This is a genomic window from Tamlana sp. s12 (assembly GCF_016767215.1).
GTDB classification, from domain to species: domain Bacteria; phylum Bacteroidota; class Bacteroidia; order Flavobacteriales; family Flavobacteriaceae; genus Pseudotamlana; species Pseudotamlana agarivorans.
On the sequence record NZ_CP068547.1, the window covers coordinates 743,591 to 764,473 of the forward strand.

At 34.7% G+C, this 20,883-nt stretch carries 16 protein-coding genes; 6 read left to right on the forward strand and 10 right to left on the reverse strand.

Annotated features, from left to right (window positions below; translation table 11 throughout):
* Positions 1-147: 147 nt before the first annotated feature.
* The gene (locus JJL45_RS03150; RefSeq protein WP_068604986.1) at positions 148-2,052 is read left to right on the forward strand and encodes an alkyl sulfatase dimerization domain-containing protein; all 1,905 of its coding nucleotides are present in this window, start codon (positions 148-150) and stop codon (positions 2,050-2,052) included.
* 161 nt (positions 2,053-2,213) lie between these two features.
* Entirely contained in the window at positions 2,214-3,485 is a 1,272-nt protein-coding gene (gene eno, locus JJL45_RS03155; protein WP_068604985.1) for a phosphopyruvate hydratase, read from the forward strand.
* Positions 3,486-3,685: 200 nt separating this feature from the next.
* On the opposite strand, the gene JJL45_RS03160 is transcribed toward eno, so the two are convergent.
* The 6 genes from JJL45_RS03160 to JJL45_RS03185 all read right to left on the reverse strand — a co-directional run bounded on the left by JJL45_RS03160 (position 3,686) and on the right by JJL45_RS03185 (position 9,687).
* On the reverse strand, positions 3,686-6,091 hold the full coding sequence (locus tag JJL45_RS03160) for a glycoside hydrolase family 31 protein (protein WP_068604982.1): 2,406 nt from the start codon (positions 6,089-6,091) through the stop codon (positions 3,686-3,688).
* 210 nt (positions 6,092-6,301) lie between these two features.
* On the reverse strand, positions 6,302-7,267 hold the full coding sequence (locus tag JJL45_RS03165; protein ID WP_068604980.1) for a tRNA dihydrouridine synthase: 966 nt from the start codon (positions 7,265-7,267) through the stop codon (positions 6,302-6,304).
* A gap of 104 nt (positions 7,268-7,371) precedes the next feature.
* Positions 7,372-8,070 carry a DUF2490 domain-containing protein gene (locus JJL45_RS03170; protein WP_082936000.1) on the reverse strand — a complete coding sequence of 233 codons (699 nt, stop codon included), beginning with the start codon at positions 8,068-8,070 and terminating at the stop codon, positions 7,372-7,374.
* Between the two features lie 6 nt (positions 8,071-8,076).
* Positions 8,077-8,496 (reverse strand): DUF3995 domain-containing protein, encoded by a 420-nt coding sequence (locus tag JJL45_RS03175; RefSeq protein WP_068604976.1) that lies wholly within the window; start codon positions 8,494-8,496, stop codon positions 8,077-8,079.
* Between the two features lie 95 nt (positions 8,497-8,591).
* The gene (locus JJL45_RS03180; RefSeq protein ID WP_068604975.1) at positions 8,592-8,960 is read right to left on the reverse strand and encodes a DUF2200 domain-containing protein; all 369 of its coding nucleotides are present in this window, start codon (positions 8,958-8,960) and stop codon (positions 8,592-8,594) included.
* A 25-nt stretch (positions 8,961-8,985) separates the two neighbouring features.
* A complete protein-coding gene (locus JJL45_RS03185) occupies positions 8,986-9,687 on the reverse strand; it encodes a diphthine--ammonia ligase (protein WP_068604974.1) in 702 nt (233 codons plus the stop codon).
* A 119-nt stretch (positions 9,688-9,806) separates the two neighbouring features.
* Between JJL45_RS03185 and JJL45_RS03190 the strand changes: the two genes are divergently transcribed.
* The 4 genes from JJL45_RS03190 (at position 9,807) to JJL45_RS03205 (ending at position 15,504) form a co-directional block, all read left to right on the forward strand.
* Entirely contained in the window at positions 9,807-10,808 is a 1,002-nt protein-coding gene (locus tag JJL45_RS03190) for an IS30 family transposase (protein ID WP_202664246.1), read from the forward strand.
* Between the two features lie 66 nt (positions 10,809-10,874).
* Complete coding sequence (locus tag JJL45_RS03195; protein WP_068604972.1) at positions 10,875-12,167, forward strand: APC family permease; 1,293 nt, start codon at positions 10,875-10,877, stop codon at positions 12,165-12,167.
* Positions 12,168-13,577: 1,410 nt separating this feature from the next.
* Entirely contained in the window at positions 13,578-14,324 is a 747-nt protein-coding gene (locus JJL45_RS03200; RefSeq protein ID WP_068604968.1) for a YqjF family protein, read from the forward strand.
* 178 nt (positions 14,325-14,502) lie between these two features.
* A complete protein-coding gene (locus tag JJL45_RS03205; protein WP_202664247.1) occupies positions 14,503-15,504 on the forward strand; it encodes an IS30 family transposase in 1,002 nt (333 codons plus the stop codon).
* Between the two features lie 30 nt (positions 15,505-15,534).
* Here JJL45_RS03205 and JJL45_RS03210 read toward each other — a convergent pair whose 3' ends face one another.
* From JJL45_RS03210 to JJL45_RS03225, 4 genes are all read right to left on the reverse strand, one after another.
* The gene (locus JJL45_RS03210) at positions 15,535-16,422 is read right to left on the reverse strand and encodes a polysaccharide lyase family 7 protein (protein WP_068603158.1); all 888 of its coding nucleotides are present in this window, start codon (positions 16,420-16,422) and stop codon (positions 15,535-15,537) included.
* A gap of 263 nt (positions 16,423-16,685) precedes the next feature.
* Positions 16,686-17,459 (reverse strand): peroxiredoxin-like family protein, encoded by a 774-nt coding sequence (locus tag JJL45_RS03215; protein ID WP_082935930.1) that lies wholly within the window; start codon positions 17,457-17,459, stop codon positions 16,686-16,688.
* Between the two features lie 246 nt (positions 17,460-17,705).
* Entirely contained in the window at positions 17,706-19,613 is a 1,908-nt protein-coding gene (glgB, locus tag JJL45_RS03220; RefSeq protein WP_068603159.1) for a 1,4-alpha-glucan branching protein GlgB, read from the reverse strand.
* A gap of 3 nt (positions 19,614-19,616) precedes the next feature.
* Complete coding sequence (locus JJL45_RS03225; protein ID WP_068603160.1) at positions 19,617-20,882, reverse strand: glucose-1-phosphate adenylyltransferase; 1,266 nt, start codon at positions 20,880-20,882, stop codon at positions 19,617-19,619.
* Position 20,883 lies beyond the last annotated feature (1 nt).

Consider the following 20,883-nt stretch of genomic DNA (forward strand, 5'->3'; position numbering starts at 1 on the left):
CTAAAATTATGTTAAAAAATTACTACTTTTAGGAAGAAACTAAGGGTAACAACTTTTTTTGGAGGATTAATTTACTGTGGAAAATCATGATCTTCTTATCGCTACTTTCTATATATGATGCCTTTGACAAACATTAAAACAAATAAAATGAAAGAAATCCTGAAACTCGTAATTCCAATTCTTTTAATTGGATGTGCTCAAAACGAAAATTCTCAAAATTCATTTGATAATACCTTGTTAGAACATGAGAATATCGACCAAAATTTACCTTTGGAGGTAGAACCATATGCAGACCCTGCAGTTATTAAAAATTTAGCACCAATAAGGGAACAATTTGACAATCTTGCGATAACTGAAAGTAGTGAAACAATAAATCCTAGAATGACTTCCTTTGCTAAACAAATGGCAAAAACCATATATGAACCAGTTAAGGATAGAGTATTTCTTATGGCTGGCTGGCAATTAACATCTACGTTGATTGTGGTTGGAGAAGATGGTTTAATAGTTGTGGACCCTGGAGAAAGTGATGAAGCATCTGCAAGAATAATGTCAGATTTTAGAAAATCTACAAACATTGAGCTTCCTGTAAAAGCTGTAATTTATTCTCATAGACATCCTGACCATTCTTTTGGTGCAGCAGGAATGGGAGTAACTCAAAAGCAAGTTGATAATGGTGAGGTGAAAATATTTGCACACTATCAATTTATGGATTACTTGGCTAATGATGCTAGTGTGGTTGGTGGTATTTTAACAGAGAGAACCGCATATGGTGGAGCAACTTATTTAGGTCAAAATAAAGAAGGTTTAGTTCATGCAGGGTTAGGACCTACCTTTGCTGGTGGAAAAATATCTTTTTACAAGCCAACAGATATTGTAAAAGGGCAACTAGAGGCTGAAGTTTCAGGTGTTAAAATTGTGATGTTTGAAGCTTATGGAGATGCTGAAGATGAAATAGATATATTCTTTCCAGATTTAAAACATGTTCATGGTTCTGAAACTACACAAGGCGAGTCCTTTCCTAATTTATACACTCTTAGAGGCACTAAATATCGTGACCTAGTAAAATGGTATAAAGGGGTAGATAATCTTTTAGAGTTTGCTAAAAAGAGTAATAGTTTTAGTCATTCACATATGCGTTCTTGGGTTGGTAGAAATTTTATAGTTGAACGCATTCAAAATTACAGAGATGCCATTCAATACACTCATGACCAATCCATATACCACATGAATAAAGGTGCAACTAGAGAGGAACTTGTTAGTCTTATTTCTTTACCAGAGCAACTAAAAAAAGACCCTTGGTTACAGGAGTTTTATGGAAGTGTAGAACATTCCGTTAGAAATGTTTATAATGGTTACCTCGGCTGGTATTCAGGCGATGCTACACAATTAGCAACACCTAATTTTCATAGAAAGGCGAAACTCTATGTTTCTGCGATGGGTGGTAGTGATAATGTGCTGAAAATTGCCAATGCAGCAATAGATGCAAAAGATTATGGTTGGGCCATGGAAATATTAACTCATGTAGTTAGAGCTAATCCTGATAATAAAGACGCCAGAAATGCTAAAGCTAAAGCTATGCAATTATGGGGTTACGAACAATCTAATATTTATTATAGAAATTTTGCGCTATCTGGAGCTAAAGAACTAGATGGAACTTTAGACAAATCTGGTGCCTTTGATTTTGCAAACCCAGTAATAATTCAACAATTTAGTATTGGAACTATATTAGAAAACTTAAGAGTAAAAATAGATGCATCAAAAGCAAATGATGCAGATTTTAAAATTGGATTTAATATTACAGACCGAAAAGAGACTTATGGTTTCCATGTGAGAAATGGTATTGCAGCATTTTATAATTATGTACCAGAAAACGCTGATTTAGTTTTGGATTTACCTAGTAAAGTTGTTTATGACTTTGTTTTAGGAAAAGGAAGAGTAAAAGATGCAATTAAAAATGGAACTGGATCGGCAAAAGGAGATTTAAATAATTTAGATGCATTTGCCAGTTACTTTGATTTTTCTAAATCAGATATTAATTTGTCTTCTAGATAAAAAACGTTAACCAAAAGTGGCTCCTATAAAACGTACTTGCCAAGTACTGAAAATTTAGTTTCTCCCGTACTTTCAAAATTAAGTATTAACCAGTTAACTACATTTCACAGGGGCTTTGTTAACAAACAGTATGAAATTAAATACCTAATAATTGATTATATATGAAAACAACAATTAAGACAATTTCAGGGTTAGAGATTTTAGACTCTAGAGGTAATCCCACAGTTAGAGTTTATGTAGAATTAAATGATGGTACAAAAGCAACAGCTTCTGTTCCTTCTGGTGCTTCCACAGGCCAAAATGAAGCAAACGAATTAAGGGATGGGGATAAAAGATACGGAGGCAAAGGAGTATTAAATGCAGTTGCCAATGTAAATGGAGCTATAGCAAATGCATTGATTGGAAAAAATGCAACCGAGCAAAAAGACATTGATTATACCATGATTGAACTTGATGGCACTGAGAATAAATCAAAACTTGGTGCTAATGCGATTTTAGGAGTATCAATGGCTGTCGCTAAAGCCGCTGCAAAATCGCGTAACATACCATTGTATGAATATCTTGGAGGCACCAATTCAGTTCGATTACCTGTTCCTTGTATGAATATTTTAAATGGTGGAGAACACGCTGATAATAGTGTGGATTTTCAAGAATTCATGCTTGTTCCACACGGGGCCCCTTCTTTTAAAGAAGGTTTACGTTATGTTACCGAAACCTTTCATGTATTAAAAGGAATTTTAAAGAAAAAAGGATTAGCCACGAGTGTTGGAGATGAAGGTGGTTTTGCGCCTAACTGTGCAAGCAATGAAGCTGCTATTGAATTAATACTAGAAGCTGTTGAGAAAGCAGGATATAAACCAGGAGTTGATCTTTCTATTGCTATAGATAGTGCTGCTAATTCAATCTCACCAAATTTAGACAACAACTACGATTTAGCATGGTCTGGAAAAGGCAAGATGTCAACACAAGACTTAATTAATCTTTCTGAAGAATGGCTAAAGAAATATCCAATTATCCTGTGGGAAGACCCATTAAGTGAGGGGGACTGGGAAGGTTTTGCGCAATTCACTAAACGATTTGGGAAAGAGTTAGAAGTAGTTGGCGATGATATTTTCGTTACAAATACTAAATATATTGCCAAAGGCATTGCCCAAGGTACAGCCAATTCAGCACTTATAAAACTGAATCAAATTGGTACTGTTACAGAGAGTATTGAAGCTGTTAGGATGTGTAGAGAAGCAGGTTGGAGATACTTTTTATCTCACCGATCAGGTGAAACTGAAGACACATTCCTCGCTGACTTTGCAGTTGCAATGGATGGAGGGCACTTAAAAACAGGTTCGGCATGCCGCGGGGAAAGAATAGCAAAATATAATAGATTATTAGAAATAGAGCATGAATTAAAGGGGCGTTCTGAATATCGTTGGAAATAATGTTTGCTAAAAATGTATAAAAATAGCCGATATTGAAGTAAGTTGAGAGGTTGTGGCACGTTTAATTAGATAGTAAAATGAAAGTGCAGCGCCCAACTACTATTCTTATTTTGTACATATTTAAAAATTTAAATTTATTTTATAAAAAAAACCTCAGCTTCCATAAGATAAGCTGAGGTTTTTTGTGTATAAAGGATTGGCTATTCTCCTATAATATGTAGCTCGGTAAACTCTTTAGTAAGCTTTAAGCTTGTTCCTCCTTTAAAACGGAGTTCTTCAAATGGAATGATCACATTATCGATTTCTATTTCTTTAATTTTAAAAGGTAATCCGTGGAAGTGGATTCTAAAGGTTTTATAAGTGGTAATGTATTTTCCAGACTTATGTTGTTGGATAATAATTTCCTTTTCCTTGCCTTGAAACTTAAAGTTTCTTAAGCTATAACGGCCTTTAATATAATCGTAACCGTCGGTAGCATCTTCATAAACTTCTGAAATTTCGTTGCCTACTTTATAATACACATCTAAGGTTAATTCTTCTATCGTTTTTTCACCTACATATTGTTGTATCGGATATTTCGGGATAATAGCACCTTCTTTTACAAAAATAGGCATGCTATCTAAATCGGCATCTACCCAAATTTCTTGTCCGCCACTCACCAATTCATCGGTCCAGAAGTTATACCATCTTCCAATAGGGATGTACATGCGTCTTCCTTTTTGGTTCGGCCCCGTAACTGGGCAGGCTAATATCTTCTCTCCAAAAATAAACTCATCATTTCTGTAATGGGTTTGTGGATCCTTTTGATCGTAAAGCACTAATGACTTTAAGATAGGCACACCTTCTTCGGCATAACGCCAAAATGCGGTATATAAATAGGGTAGGAGTTGATATCTTAATTCAATGAATTTTCTAACCACATTGGTGATGGTATCTCCAAAAGCCCAAGGTTCTTGGTCGCCATGATCTCCAGAGGAGTGCGTTCTACAAAACGGATGGAATATCCCCAATTGAATCCAACGGGCATAAAGTTCGCCATTAGGTTGCTCAGCAAAACCACCAATGTCAGACCCTATAAATGAGAATCCAGACATACACATACGTTGTGCTTGTAAATTAGCAATGTTGAGGTGGTCCCAAGTCGCTACGTTATCGCCAGTCCAACTTGAGGTATAACGTTGTGTTCCCGAATAAGCGGCTCTAGTAATTACAAATGGACGCTTCGGATAAGAGAATTTTTTTAATCCTTGGTAAGTCGCACGAGCCATTTGCATGCCGTATACGTTATGCGCTTTTCTATGGCTACATTGGTTGCCGTCGTAATCATGGCGCACGTCGTTAGGGAATGTTTTACCTGGTACATCCATTACAGCAGGTTCGTTCATATCGTTCCAAACACCTTTTACACCAATCTCTTCAACGAGTTCTTTAAATAAATCGGCCCACCATTCTCTTACTTCCGGATTAGTAAAATCTGGGAAGTAACACTCTCCAGGCCATACTTTACCTTTCATATAAGGACCATCGGCACGTTTACAGAAGTAGTCTTTTTCGAGTCCTTCCCTAAACACCGAATAATCCATGTCTATTTTAATCCCTGGATCTATTATCACGATCGTTTTAAAGCCATCATCGGCCAATTCCTTCACCATACGTTTTGGATCTGGGAAATGTTGCTCGCTCCATGTAAAGCATCTAAAGCCTTCCATATAATCGATGTCTAAATAAATAGCATCACAAGGAATTTGTAGCTCTCTAAATTTAGAAGTGATTTCCTTAACGTTCGATTCTGGGTAGTAACTCCATTTACATTGGTGGTATCCTAAAGCCCAAAGTGCAGGCATCGCATGGGGTTTTCCTGTTAAATCGGTATAGTTAACCACCACATCACCCATATCTGGGCCATAAATGAAATAGTAGTTCATTTCACCGCCATGAGCCCAAAAACTGGTAATATTTCTACGTTCGTGACAAAAGTCGAAATACGATCTGAAGGTATTATCGAAAAATACACCGTAAGATTTTTTGTTGTGTAAAGCCGTATAAAATGGAATGGTTTTATAAATAGGATCGGTATCGCGCCCATAAGCATACGAATCGGTTACCCAGTTTTCAAAACGCTTACCTTTTAAGTTATTATCTACAGGTTTATCACCTAGTCCGTAGTAACTTTCTCCAGGTTGTGCGGTTTTGGACATTTTAACCACATCGCCCCCAAATTCATAACTCTCTTCCCAGTGAAAACCTAATTCGTCTTCACAAATTAGAGATTTATCAACAGCATCGTAAATGGATGTACGTAAATCTTGTTTTGAGATATTACAGATTAGTTTTGAGGTCGTTATAATATAGTGATTATCATCTTCGGTAACTTCAAGGTGGTTGTAGCCACGACTAGCATATTTGGTAATGGCATAAGAAAAGTCGTTTTCAAAAATACCTGTGGTTGTAAATCGAAACCTTAAAATACTATCTCTTCGAACAGTGACTTGTAGAATAACGCCATTTTTTGTAGTAAATGAAAGTACATTTAGGTTCTTTTCGTATTTAACTATTTGAGTAGGAAATAGGTTTCCTTTATATTCTAATTCGGTATTTAAAATCATATATGTTGGTATTAGAATTAGTAAACGAATTTAATAAAATTAACTACGGATTCATATCTGTTTTCATTAAAAAACAAATCGATATGTTACGTAATGAACAAATAATGAGTGCCTTAATTTCTGAATCCCTAAAAGTAAATGAAAACGAAAGAATTTTACTTCATTATGATTTATGAGGAGCAGTGTGGATTACCGATTCTTCATTTAAATTTAAAAAGACGACTTAATTTTCATTTCTGAATTTATAATCTGACTTACCGCTTGTTTGTATTTTACAGGATTTGAAGCTTTTTTTATGGCTTTATAGGTTTTTTGTGGGTTGGAAGTAGATTGCGCAAAGTATTCCCAAAAACCTAGCATTTTCATTTTTATAGGTGTTGGTCCCGATAAATAAGCATCGTAGGCTTGATAGATGGTATCGTGAAACTCTGAGAAAATAGACCAGCGGTTTTCCGGGTATATTGTGGTATTATTTTTAATCATACTCGGAAGAAAAGGATCAGCAATTAACCCGCGGCCAATCATAAAATGATCGATTTGTGGAAAACGATTTGCGATTTCATCATATGAAGACACACTAGTGATGTCACCATTATAATAGAGTTTGTGTTTCGTGCCAGAGATACACTTTTCAAAGGCATCTAAATCTACAGCACCTTTATAAAGCTGTTTTCCAATCCTGGCATGAATGGCCACATTTTTAAGCGGATATTGATCTAAAATAGGAAAGGCCTCTAAAATTTCTATGGCGTTTTCGTAACCCATACGCATTTTCATGGATACCAAAATATCCGTTTCCTGATGCGCTTTTTGAAGCACTTCGTTAATTCTTTTCGGATTACAAATTAGTCCTGAGCCCATTCCAGACTTAGTGACCATGGGATATGGACATCCTAAATTCCAGTTAAGTTCTTTGTACCCTAAACTTTGAACATATTTAGCAACGTACACAAACTCGTCGGGATCGTTTGTTATTACTTGCGGGATAACTTCTAATGTGCTGTTGTTTTCAGGTAATAAATCATTTTGATAAGATTGCTTTATTTTCAACTTTCCGTTGAGACGAATATAGGGTGCATAAAAAGTGTCGATACCACCAAAATAATGGTTGAAGGCATTACGAAACCTGAAATCGGTAAAACCCTGCAAGGGTGATGAAAGTAGAGTAGAAGCCATGTCTTAATAAAATGAGGCAAAGATAGGATAAATGATTAGCCCTTTTTTACTACATGTTATATTAATGATTTACTGATGGCTTTTTTATGGTGCTTTTAAGACATTTAAATGTTATGATGCAGACTTAGTTGTAACTGATTTTTATTCCAGTGATTTGTTGTTTGATTCATCACACCCAGTTGAATCTTGAAGTTATCATTAATAACATAGCCAAGAGCGGCATAGAATCGGTTTCGGTCAAAAATTTCAACATCTATACCGTTTCCAATATTGCGCTGCCCATTTATGAAAAGTTCATTGTAAAAAGCTAGGTAAAGCGCATTTTTCTCAAAGGTAACTTTGTTTAGAGGTATGTTTAAGAACAGGTTATAGCGGTAACGCGTTCTAAAGTCTTGATGTTCTACAAAGCGTTGTTCGTATCGAAAACGGTGGTTGGTATAAACCCGCTTCCCGAATTTTACAGGAAATAGAGCTTCCTGGTAAATTCGACTTTCTGAAGTTTTAAAATCTTCATCACCGTAGGTGCCTGTGGTGATATGTCCGTAACCAAGGGTAAATTTTATATTCGCTTGTTTTGGAGTGTAGGTGATACCGCCTCTAAGTAAAAGTTGCTCGAGGTCGCCACCCATATTCCAATTTCGGTATTGAATATCCCCTTGAGCGCCCCATGAGCTTTCCTTAAAAGTGGTATTGAAAAAATACATATACCACGCGCCAAGGCTGCTTTCGTTAATTTGAGCATGTCCCATTTTTGGTATGAGAAATAAAACCGTGATGGCAATTACTAAGCGTATCTTTTTCATAAAAATTTAATTTAAGAACTGTATGCCATATCCTAAACATGCAATAAGTAAACATAGAGGAGAAAATAATTTGGTATCGAGTTTTCCAAATGGCGTTTGCTTTATCTTTTTAAAAAAACCTACATATTTAAATTCACCAATAGCTCTAACTAGAAAAATACTAGGAATAAGCCACGCACCTACCGACATCACCCAATGAGGGAAAGTATAAGGTATGAGTCCAGATTGTAAAATATAAAAAAGACTAAAAAAGGACAAGCCTAGACCTACTATGATCGTATCTAGAGGTTTTGGGTTTAACACCCGTTTGCCTTCCAAATTGGTGGGTAAGGATGCATTTAACCCAAAGGTGCCACCAAAAATCCAGTTAAAATGAATGAGTGCTAAGATTAAGAAAATAGCGCTTAGAAAAAGAGGGATAATCATGTTTTTATTTTTTTCGTTGCATTAAAACGATTTCGTTTAAACATGAATAAAAATAAGAATTTTACGACATAAAAACACGTAATAGCCCGTAAGTTTTATTTTTCAGAGCGTAAAATATTTTCCATTTTCCGACCTTTGGCTAATTCATCTACCAATTTATCTAAGTACCTCACTTGCTGTGTTAATGGTGTTATGATGTCTTCAATGCGGTACCCACAGATTACACCTTTAATAAGGTGGGCGTTTTGGTTTAATGTTGCTTGCTGAAAAAACTGCTCAAAAGTGATGTTTTCTTCAATGAGTGCTTCTATTTTGTTAGGTGTGAAACCTGTTAGCCACTCCATAACCTGATGAAGTTCGTCCACCGTTCGGCCTTTCTTTTCTACTTTGCTCACATAGTGCGGGTATACCGAAGCAAAAGTCATTTTAGCCATGCGTTGGTCATGTTCTGGAGTTGTAGTCATAACTTTTGTGTTTTATGCCAATTGGTTAAACGCTAATTTCAGCTTGCCAATAATTGAAAGTTTTGGTTTCTCCGTTGGCTAAATTAATATCATATGATATTTTAATTGTTTCTCCTAATTTATAAAGAATGGGCTGTTTAAACAAATCGCCATCATAAGCTAAAGAATGAAATTCTCCTTTTTCACCACAGGGGTCGACATTTTGGGGTAAATTCTTTATTAATTTTTCGTTCAATTCTTGGCCTACAAAACTTTCATCTAATTGATCGGCTTGAGTAACCACAATCTTCGATTTTATTCCCGACTGTAAATATTCGGAAATCACTTCGGTTGAGGTTTTATGCCAAAGGGGTTCTACAATTTCAATTCCTAAGGGATTAAATAATTGCTCTCTTATATTTTTAGCATCCGATATTTCAAGGTCACCAAATATAAAATGAGTAACACCAAGGGTTTTGAAATGCTGTGCCGTTTCGGTCATTTTTTCGCTGTAGTTATTCAAATTTCTAGCAAATGAAACGGTATGCAACGGAATGCCAATACTTTTAGCTTGTCGTGATAAAATTTCTAAAGGAATGCTATGTACTGCTGATTTTAAAGTGTCTTCATTCAGTAATGTTAATAAAGCAACGATTTCAAATTCTTGGTTTTTAAGTACTTTCTGAAGGGCTAAGGCAGAATCTTTTCCGCCACTCCAATTAAAAACGGCTTTTTTTTTATGAGTCATGTTGCTTTGTGTTGTCTATTGCTGACTGAAGGTGTTATTCATGTTTGGTTACCACTTCATGAAGTACTGGTCTATTCAATAACTTAACGCAACAAATCTAAAATTATAGATTTGTATTTATGAATTCAAAACATAGACGGCTTTCACTTAAAGAAAGAATTAAAATTGAGACACTTTTAAACGAGAAAAAATCTAAAGCTTACATCGCTAATATTCTGGGTAGATCTCGTTCAACTATCACTAGAGAAATTAACAAATGGATTACTTCTCCAGAAGATAAATATGCTGCTGAATTAGCTCACTGGTGTGCACATCAAGACTATCTAAATAAAAGAAATCTTGACAAAATTTCTACCTATAAATCTTTAAAATTTTACGTTTACAAAGGATTACTCAAAGGATGGACCCCTGAACAAATTAGTGGGAGAATTAAAATTAAATATCCTAATGATAAAATGATGTCTATCTCTCATGAAGCCATCTATAGACATATTTATTTGACGCCTCAAGGGGCTTTGAATAAAAAATTAATCAAACTACTTACACGTAAAAAAACACGTAGAAGACCTATTAAAAAAGTAAGAGGTAAAGGCTCTAAAATTCCCAACCAAGTCAGTATTGACAGTAGACCTAAGCATATTGACCTAAGAAATGAAATAGGTCATTGGGAGGGTGATTTAATCATTGGTAAGGGGCAAAAATCTGCCATTGGAACTATTGTGGAACGTAAATCTAGATACACGCTAATCGTAAAACTAAAGTCTAGAAAAGCAGATGAAGTCGCAAAAATGTTCTCCAAAAAATTAAAACAACTTAATGAAAAACTTAGAAAATCTATGACTTATGATAACGGAATTGAAATGGCAAAACATCAATATATAACACAAAAAACAGGTATGAAAATTTACTTTGCTCACCCCTATTCTTCTTGGGAAAGAGGTACAAACGAAAACACAAATGGAATCATTAGAAGAGACCTCCCGAAAGGAACTGATTTTAATGTAATCTCTGAAAAACAGCTCTTAATTTTAGAACAAAAATTAAACAATAAACCTAGAAAAATTATTGGGTTTAAAACCCCTAAAGAAGTACTAGATTTTGAATTAAAAAATGTAGCTTAGTATCATTAAAAAAAAAAATACGCTTTGTTGCGTTAACACATTGAATGCACCAAGAATTAAAATACAATGGGAGAAAACAAAAAACTCAGTTTAGTAGAAGTCATATCAATGGCAGTTGGCACAATGATAGGTGCTAGTATTTTCTCAATATTTGGATTAGGAGCAAAAATTGCAGGAAATGATTTGCCTGAAGCCTTCATATTATCCGGAGTTTATGCTCTAGTAGTAGCTTATTCTTATGCAATTTTGGGAGGAAAAATAATATCGAATGCTGGGCCAATTGCTTTTATACTAAAGGGGATGGGAGATAGTATAACAACGGGAGCGTTAAGTATTCTAATGTGGTTGACTTATGTAATATCTATTGCACTTTTCGTTAAGGGTTTTGCGGGATATTTACTTCCATTTATACATATTGAACCCACTGCTTTAAATGTTGGAATAGTTGAAGTAATTGTTATTTCTTTCTTTACAGCTTTGAACCTTTTTGGAAGTAAAGCTGTAGGCAGAGCCGAGTTTTATATTGTTCTAATAAAACTTATCATATTGTTGGTCTTTATTTTAGGAGGTTTTATGAGCATTAATTGGGGAATGGTTAAGCCAGGTTTTGATTCATCACATACTAGCGGTTTATTAAATGCTTCCATTATATTTTTCCTTTCCTATATGGGTTTTGGCCTTATAACAAATGCATCAGAAAACATTAAAAACCCATCAAAAAATGTTCCTAGAGCAATATTTATTAGTATACTTTTTGTAATGATCTTTTATGTGTTAATATCTGTAGTTACAATTGGAAATCTTCCTTTAACAGAAATCATCAAAGCACAAGAAAATGCATTAGCCATAGCAGCAAAACCTTTTTTGGGAGATTTTGGTTTCGTACTAATTACAATTGGAGCATTATTCTCAATCTCATCTGCATTAAATGCTACTATTTTTGGGGGGGCAAACATTGCTTATTCGTTGGCAAAAGATGGTCAATTACCAAAGATTTTCGAAAGAAAGAGTTGGTTTAAATCCACGGAAGGATTATATATCACCGCTGCTTTAGGGCTTCTCTTTGCGTTATCCTTTGATTTACAGGCGATTGCATCAATTACAAGTACAGTATTTACTGTTATTTATATTTTTGTGATAGTTTCCCATCTTAAACTTCAAAAAGAATATGGTGGAAATAGAATACTTCTATTTGTTAATTTAACTATTCTTTTAATTGTTTTCTCTGCACTTATGAAATATCAATGGGATACGCAAAGGAGTGCTTTTTTTGGTAGTGTATTCACTTTTGCAGTAGCATATTTTGTTGAATATTTATATAGAAAACTTAGAAAGCGTAAAATGAAAATAAATAAATAAGCACATACCCACAACAATATGTATAGTGCATAGCACCCTTCGGGATGCTAGGACACCATACACGGAACGTTGCAAGCAATAGCGCGTCTTCAATAAAAACGTTTAATTCTAAATATTTTTGCGCTCTAAAGAAACAACCAGGCTTGGTAAATCAAAGTGTATTATAGAAGATAATACGCTGCCAAGTTTTCGGCGATAAAAGCCGTGAAAATGTATTTTCAAACGAGCGGTGTCGTATAAAACTTGATGACTAAGGTATAAGATTTAAATTACAAAGTCAAGTTCTTACCCTATTAAATCTGATGCCTTATGTGATTTACTAAGCTCTGGTTGAATACATTATAAAAATTAGCGCCTAAATTAGACGACGCATACCACAATGTATATGTCATAAAATTTATAAAAATATTTGAATTCCTTAAAGGGGTCTGAAGTCGCCCTACTGATATTTATAGTATTTCATTTTTTCTGTAATTTAATGAAATACGTCTTTTAAACCTCTTAAATGGCAGAGCGCAATAAAACGTGGTTTAAAATATAAAGCTTACAACATGGTATATAAAAAATAAGGGGCACTGTGCTTAAATTAAAAGTGTGGTAAAAAGCACAGTCGCCAATTTTGAAAATTAATATTTATCCTACATTTTAAACATTTATTTACTAAATTGGCTTGTACAAAAATCGGAAGGTAATTGATTTTTTTAACCCCTTACTTTCCATATACCTATAGTTGCAAGCAATAGCGCGTCTTCAATAAAAACGTTTAATTCTAAATATTTTTGCGCTCTAAAGAAACAACCAGGCTTGGTAAATCAAAGTGTATTATAGAAGATAATACGCTGCCAAGTTTTCGGCGATAAAAGCCGTGAAAATGTATTTTCAAACGAGCGGTGTCGTATAAAACTTGATGACTAAGGTATAAGATTTAAATTACAAAGTCAAGTTCTTACCCTATTAAATCTGATGCCTTATGTGATTTACTAAGCTCTGGTTGAATACATTATAAAAATTAGCGCCTAAATTAGACGACGCATACCACAATGTATATGTCATAAAATTTATAAAAATATTTGAATTCCTTAAAGGGGTCTGAAGTCGCCCTACTGATATTTATAGTATTTCATTTTTTCTGTAATTTAATGAAATACGTCTTTTAAACCTCTTAAATGGCAGAGCGCAATAAAACGTGGTTTAAAATATAAAGCTTACAACATGGTATATAAAAAATAAGGGGCACTGTGCTTAAATTAAAAGTGTGGTAAAAAGCACAGTCGCCAATTTTGAAAATTAATATTTATCCTACATTTTAAACATTTATTTACTAAATTGGCTTGTACAAAAATCGGAAGGTAATTGATTTTTTTAACCCCTTACTTTCCATATACCTATAGTTGTAGCCAATTTGAGAAAATGATAATCCAAGAAATATTAAATACCACAAAACACAGACCTTGGCAAATTCCGACTGATAATTGGAAGTTTTACCAAGAGTGGAATAATGCAATATTTCTTCATTATCAAGTCGAATTGACTGAATTGGAAAAATTTGTTCCGAAAGAATTAAAAATCGACCTTTTTGATGGGAAACCTTGGATTTCAGTTGTTGCCTTTACAATGGAAAAGATAAGACCGAAAAACTTACCTTCTTTCTCACCAATATCGGATTTTGACGAAATAAATATTAGAACTTATGTTAAGTCAAATAATAAAACGGGAGTTTACTTTTTAAGCATCGAAGGTGGAAAAAGTTTATCGTGTAAAGTCGCTAAAGGAATTTCGGAACTTCCTTATAGATACTCAAAAATTAAAAGGACTGACCAAAATTACAAATCCCAAAATTCGGAATTTAAAGACAAACTAAATATTGAATTTAAAATTGGAGAGGAACTGACCGAGAAAACGGAACTGGACAAATGGTTAACGGAAAGATATGCTCTTTTCCAAGACACAGACGATTCGATAAACGAATTTGAAATCCATCATTTGGAATGGCCAATTAACGAAATTGACATACAAAAATTGGAATTGAATTATCCAAGATTTGAAAAATTAATAAACGAAAAACCAAACAAAATTCATTATTCAAAAGGAGTAAAAGTTTTGGCTTGGGGAAAAATTAAAAACAAAAAAACTGGCTACAACAATGGCTATAAGTAATTGCTTGTTCTCGCCTACTTCTGAAAATCCTTGCGGATTTTCAGTTTGGTGCGTACTTGCAAAGTTAACTACTAACCAACGCAACTACTCATAGCCGAGACCGTTGCCTTTAATTGCGGAAAACAAGGGTCTATTCAATAACTTAACGCAACAAATCTAAAATTATAGATTTGTATTTATGAATTCAAAACATAGACGGCTTTCACTTAAAGAAAGAATTAAAATTGAGACACTTTTAAACGAGAAAAAATCTAAAGCATACATCGCTAAAACTTTAGGTAGATCTCGTTCAACTATCACTAGAGAAATTAACAAATGGATTACTTGTCCAGAAGATAAATATGCTGCTGAATTAGCTCACTGGTGTGCACATCAAGACTATCTAAATAAAAGAAATCTTGACAAAATTTCTACCTATAAATCTTTAAAATTTTACGTTTACAAAGGATTACTCAAAGGATGGACCCCTGAACAAATTAGTGGGAGAATTAAAATTAAATATCCTAATGATAAAATGATGTCTATCTCTCATGAAGCCATCTATAGACATATTTATTTGACGCCTCAAGGGGCTTTGAATAAAAAATTAATCAAACTACTTACACGTAAAAAAACACGTAGAAGACCTATTAAAAAAGTAAGAGGTAAAGGCTCTAAAATTCGTAACCAAGTCAGTATTGATAGTAGACCTAAGCATATTGACCTAAGAAATGAAATAGGTCATTGGGAAGGTGATTTAATTATTGGTAAAGGTCAAAAATCTGCTATTGGAACTATTGTAGAACGAAAATCTAGGTATACATTAATCGTAAAACTAAAGTCTAGAAAAGCGGATGAAGTCGCTAAAATGTTCTCTAAAAAATTAAAACAACTTAATGAAAAACTTAGAAAATCTATGACTTATGATAACGGAATTGAAATGGCAAAACATCAATATATAACGCAAAAAACAGGCATGAAAATTTACTTTGCTCACCCCTATTCTTCTTGGGAAAGAGGTACAAACGAAAACACAAATGGAATCATTAGAAGAGACCTACCAAAAGGAACTGATTTTAATATAATCTCTGAAAAACAGCTCTTAATTCTAGAACAAAAATTAAACAATAAACCTAGAAAAATTATTGGGTTTAAAACCCCTAAAGAAGTACTAGATTTTGAATTAAAAAATGTAGCTTAGTATCATTAAAAAAAATTACGCTTTGTTGCGTTAACACATTGAATGCACCACTACTTGAGCTGCTTTTTCGTAATCGTCATGCCATCCAAAATAGTTACCAGTTTTAAAGTAATTTTCATGGATATAGCCATTGCCAACATAGTCATATATTTCTTGGTAATCGATATTTAAGTCTTTCGCATCACAAATTAACGCACAGTACATTTTACCGTTTTCAATTTTAATTTTGAATGTGAATTTCTCGTTATCTACACGTCCGAAATCCAGTTTAGCATCATATTTACTGGTCCATGGATCGTCGTTTTCAGGTTTTGTGTAGTAATCAATTTGAATCATACCACTGTTCCACCTAATTTTTACGGTTGCCGGATCGCCAGGAATACCATCTGAGGATTTACCATGAATTTGAGCCACAATAGTTCTACCATTACCTTCAACAAAATCGACATGCATAGTGGTTTCTAAAATATGAGTTCCGGTAGCCATCGACCAATTGTCTTTGGTGTCTTGGTTACCTCGCCAGTATTCTCTTAATTCCGTACGACAGTATTTTTCGCCTAAGGCAGATTGTCCAGAAGTGGTAAAGCCTGTGAATTTAGTCCACAATGTATAACTACCATCATCATTCTTATAAAAATACTGAGACTCAGTACTACTAAGCTCGTTATTAATAATCGCATCCGGCTGAATGGAAGTTGCACTGCCATCTCCTCGGTTTATAGGCACCGAAAGATACCAGTTCTTCCATGCAATATTTGTAGGTTCTTCTACCGGAGGGTCTACTTCTTCAGGAGTAGTTTCTTCTTCTTTTTCTTCAGTAATTGTAGAATCAGAATCGTTATTAGCACTACAGGACATTATAAAAACAACGGTTAATAATATGCTGAATGTGTGTTTTAAAAATGCTTTTGTCTTCATAAACTAAAATTTCTTTTTGTGATTTGTTTGCTAACTTTCTATTTGGGTAGCTTTAAAAGTTAACAGTTGTTTTTTTATTTATGAGTTGCTGTTATCATTTTGTAATGATTGCAAAAGTATGCAATTTTAAGATATTGTATTGATTGGTTTACTACAATCAGGTGTGGTATAAAAAAAATTGGCGCCATTTAATGGCGCCAAATATGTGTAGGAATGGAGTTATTAGGGTGTATTTAAGTTTTCAATTATCCTAATACGCAGCCTTAATGTTTTTCAAGAAAAGTTGTTAATTCAGAAGGCTCTGCGCGATTGCGGTAATCGGCGTCCAGAAAGGCGTATTCAATAACGCCATTTTGATTAATAATGTAGGTGGCCGCTAAAGGTAGTTCGTTAGATTTGTCACCATTATAACCATTCATATCGAAAGCCTCGTTATAAATTTCTGCAACCTCATCGGTAAGTTTAAAAACGATACCGTATTCTTTAGCTACGTTGTTTCCTATGTCACTCAAGACTTCAAATTCTAGCTTATTCTTTTCAGCTGTAGTCATGGATTGATCAGGGAGCTCAGGAGTCAATGCTATTAAAGTAGCATCATTAGCTTTAAAATTTGGTAATTCCTCCTGTAATTCATGAAGGGTTAAGTTACAATAAGGGCACCAACCACCGCGGTACCATGTTAAAATAACTTTGCCCTTTTTTAAGTAGTCGTTTAAGGAAACAGGATTACCTAATGCGTTTTTTAAAGTGAAATTTGGTGCTTGGTCACCAACTTGTAGAGCTGTATTGGTAATACCACTGTTGTTAACCGATTCGATACCTTCTTTGTAGATTCTTTTTTTTGTGTCGTCTGCCTTCAATTCAAAATTAGCTTTTTTGGCGTCCAATTTTGATTTCAGAGAATGGTCTTCTTGTATCACTGTTTCCGTTTTTTCAATAGCTTCTTGGTTTTCTGTAGTTGTTTTTTTTTCATTTTTTCCGCTGCAAGCGACCAATAATCCACCCAGTAATAGGGTTGATACCATGTTAGTTTTCATAAGTTATTTTTTTATTGGAATAAAGAACTTGAAAACAGAAAGAACCCAGGTATAATGAAATGTTAATTTTAGACCTCCAGACGTTAAATTCCAGTTGAAGTATACACTTTTCATAGGGTTCTAAAGGGAATCTTATGAAAAGTGATATGTTTATTTAGTACGAAAACGAGCCTTCAGTTTTAAATTCCCTTAGTATTATTCCCTCATTTTAAAAATAAAGAAGAGGCTAAATTCTAAGTCGAAAATCTATGCAATTTTAAAAACCACAATTCCTAAAGGAGGTAGGGTGATATCAGCAGAAAAATCTTTACCATTCCACGCTGTTTTTTTAATACTAATTGATTTTTTGTTTTTTACGCCACTACCGCCAAAGGCTTCGTCATCGCTATTAAAAATTTCAGATAACTTTCCTTTTTGGTTAACACCAATTTTGTAATTCTCCATAAGGTTTGGTGTCATATTACAAACCACGACCACTTGATCTTTTTCTTTATGACCCTTTCTAATGTAAGATATCACCGAATTTTGGTGGTCGTCGTAGCTAATCCATTCAAAACCTTCATGGCTAAAACCATTTTCGTATAGCGCAGGTGTGGTTTTGTAAAGTTTGTTTAAAGCTTTAACATAGTTTTGAGTGTTTTGGTGTGGATTAAATTCCAATAAGTTCCATTCCACGCTACCTTGAAAATTCCACTCGTTATATTGTCCAATCTCGCCACCCATAAATAAGAGCTTAGTTCCTGGGTGGGTAAACATATAGCCGTATAATAAACGCAGGTTGGCAAAACGTTGCCATTCGTCTCCTGGCATTCTTCCTAGAATGGAGTTTTTACCGTAAACAACCTCGTCGTGAGATAGAGGGAGCATAAAATTTTCGGTAAAAGCATAAGCCAAACTAAAAGTAATATCGTTTTGATGGTATTTCCTGTAAATAGGGTCTTTTTGGAAATATTCTAGGGTGTCGTGCATCCAACCCATCATCCATTTCATACCAAAACCTAAACCGCCTATAGAGGTCGGTTTGGAAACCATAGGGAATGCTGTAGATTCTTCGGCTATGGTTTGCACATCGGGGAATGAAGCATATATTTCTTCGTTTAATTCCTTTAAAAAACTGATCACTGCAAGGTTTTCTCTGCCACCGTACATGTTGGGCTCCCATTCACCTTCTTCTCTAGAATAATCTAAAAATAACATGGAGGCCACAGCATCAACACGTAAGCCATCGGCGTGGTACTGGTCTAGCCAAAATACAGCGTTACTAATTAAAAAGGAACGTACTTCATTACGCTCGTAATTAAAAATCAAACTTTTCCAATCTTGGTGATAGCCTTTTTTAGGATCTGGGTGTTCGTATAAATTTGAGCCATCAAAAAAGCCTAAGCCATGCGGGTCTTCTGGAAAGTGGGATGGTACCCAGTCTAGAATAATACCAATGTCGTTTTGGTGCAGTTTATCTACAAGGTATTTAAACTCTTCGGGATAGCCAAAACGTGATGTCGGGGCAAAGTATCCCGTAATTTGATAGCCCCACGATGGGTCGTAGGGAAACTCCATAATTGGCATGAGTTCCACGTGGGTGAAATTCATGTCTTTTACATAATTTACTAAATCGTCTGCAAGTTCATAATAAGAAAGCGATCTGTCTTCTTCGATATTTTTTTTCCACGAGCCCAGATGTACTTCATATACTGAAAAAGGGGCGTCAATAGCATTGTGTTTTTTACGATTTTTCAACCAGGTTTTATCCTTCCACTTATAGGAGTCTTCCCAAACGACTGAAGCCGTTTTTGGAGGATGCTCACAGCGTCTGGCATAGGGATCGGCTTTTTCTGTTACGATACCGCTATTATGACTTTCAATTTTATATTTGTATAGGTTGCCTTTACCAACAAAAGGAATAAAACCTTCCCAAATGCCACTAGAATCCCAACGCACATTAAGTTCATGTTCGTCTGCTTTCCAGTAGTTAAAATCACCTATTACCGAAACCTTTTTAGCGCTAGGCGCCCAAACGGCAAAATAAGTACCATCAATACCATCGACGGTCACCATATGTGAGCCAAATTTTTCGTATAATCTATAATGTTTCCCTGTTTTGAAGAGGTTAATATCGAAGTCTGTAAACAGACTGTAAACTTTCGTTTGTGCCATATATTATATTACAAATCCATGAGGGATAGTTGCTCCGTTTTTTATTACTACAATACCATCTTTAATCACATAAGTGTCCGTTTCTATATCTTCTAAATGCGGTCCGCCGTTTATTCTCACATCATCTCCAATGCGGCAGTTTTTGTCAATAATGGCATTTTTTATGAAGCAGCGATCGCCAATACCCATTAAAATATTGATCTTATTTTCTTCAATTTCCTGAAGCGTTTCATAATAGTCACTACCCATCATATACGTTTTAATAATAGTAGTTTCCGTTCCTATTCTAGAACGAATACCAATAACCGAGCGTTCAATTTTTGCAGCACCAATAATACAACCTTCAGCAATAACGGCTTTATCTAAGGTAGTTCCAGCAACTTTGGTTGTAGGAAGCATACGGGCTCTGGTGTAAATACGTTTGGTTTTATCGTATAAATCAAATTGTGGAATATCGTCTGTTAACCCAAGGTTGGCTTCAAAAAAGGAATCTATATTCCCGATATCTGTCCAGTACCCTTCATATTGAAAGCTTAGGGTTTTATGTTTTTCAATGGATTGCGGAATAATCTCTTTACCAAAATCTATAGTAGATTCGTCGGACATTAGCTTCACCAACAAGTCTTTATTAAAAATATAAATACCCATAGAAGCTAAATAGTGACGTCCTTGTTGTTTCATCTCATCACTGACATCCGAAGTCCAATCAGGTAATAAGCTAGGGTCTGGTTTTTCAATAAACGAAGTGATAATACTTTCTTCATTAGATTTTAAGATACCAAATCCAGGGGCGTCTTTTTCATTTACCGGAATAGTGGCAATTGAAATTTCAGCACCGCTAGCTTCATGGGCTTCAATCATTTTATCGTAATCCATTTGATAAAGTTGGTCACCAGAGAGAATTAAGGCATATTCAAAATCATGTCTTAAAAAATGGTGCATGCTTTGTCTTACCGCATCGGCAGTACCTTGAAACCAGCCTTTATGGGCAGGCGTCTGTTCGGCAGCTAATACATCTACAAAGGCACTACTAAAAAAACTAAAATGGTAGGTGTCTTTAATATGACGGTTTAGGGAAGCCGAATTAAACTGTGTTAAAACAAAAATACGTTTGATATCGGCATTGATACAGTTTGAAATAGGGATGTCTACCAATCTGTATTTCCCAGCTATCGGTACTGCGGGTTTAGATCTTTGATGTGTTAATGGATATAACCTAGAACCTTGTCCGCCACCTAAGATGATGGATAAAACCTTGTTGTTAATCATA

Coding starts and splice junctions, on each gene's coding strand:
- JJL45_RS03225 (WP_068603160.1), bottom strand. CDS start 20,882: ATGATTAACAACAAGGTTTTATCCATCATCTTAGGTGGCGGACAAGGT.
- JJL45_RS03195 (WP_068604972.1), top strand. CDS start 10,875: ATGGGAGAAAACAAAAAACTCAGTTTAGTAGAAGTCATATCAATGGCA.
- JJL45_RS03200 (WP_068604968.1), top strand. CDS start 13,578: ATGATAATCCAAGAAATATTAAATACCACAAAACACAGACCTTGGCAA.
- JJL45_RS03175 (WP_068604976.1), bottom strand. CDS start 8,496: ATGATTATCCCTCTTTTTCTAAGCGCTATTTTCTTAATCTTAGCACTC.
- JJL45_RS03150 (WP_068604986.1), top strand. CDS start 148: ATGAAAGAAATCCTGAAACTCGTAATTCCAATTCTTTTAATTGGATGT.
- JJL45_RS03190 (WP_202664246.1), top strand. CDS start 9,807: ATGAATTCAAAACATAGACGGCTTTCACTTAAAGAAAGAATTAAAATT.
- JJL45_RS03165 (WP_068604980.1), bottom strand. CDS start 7,267: ATGGCTTCTACTCTACTTTCATCACCCTTGCAGGGTTTTACCGATTTC.
- JJL45_RS03185 (WP_068604974.1), bottom strand. CDS start 9,687: ATGACTCATAAAAAAAAAGCCGTTTTTAATTGGAGTGGCGGAAAAGAT.
- JJL45_RS03160 (WP_068604982.1), bottom strand. CDS start 6,091: ATGATTTTAAATACCGAATTAGAATATAAAGGAAACCTATTTCCTACT.
- eno (WP_068604985.1), top strand. CDS start 2,214: ATGAAAACAACAATTAAGACAATTTCAGGGTTAGAGATTTTAGACTCT.
- JJL45_RS03180 (WP_068604975.1), bottom strand. CDS start 8,960: ATGACTACAACTCCAGAACATGACCAACGCATGGCTAAAATGACTTTT.
- JJL45_RS03215 (WP_082935930.1), bottom strand. CDS start 17,459: ATGAAAACTAACATGGTATCAACCCTATTACTGGGTGGATTATTGGTC.
- JJL45_RS03170 (WP_082936000.1), bottom strand. CDS start 8,070: ATGAAAAAGATACGCTTAGTAATTGCCATCACGGTTTTATTTCTCATA.
- JJL45_RS03205 (WP_202664247.1), top strand. CDS start 14,503: ATGAATTCAAAACATAGACGGCTTTCACTTAAAGAAAGAATTAAAATT.
- glgB (WP_068603159.1), bottom strand. CDS start 19,613: ATGGCACAAACGAAAGTTTACAGTCTGTTTACAGACTTCGATATTAAC.
- JJL45_RS03210 (WP_068603158.1), bottom strand. CDS start 16,422: ATGAAGACAAAAGCATTTTTAAAACACACATTCAGCATATTATTAACC.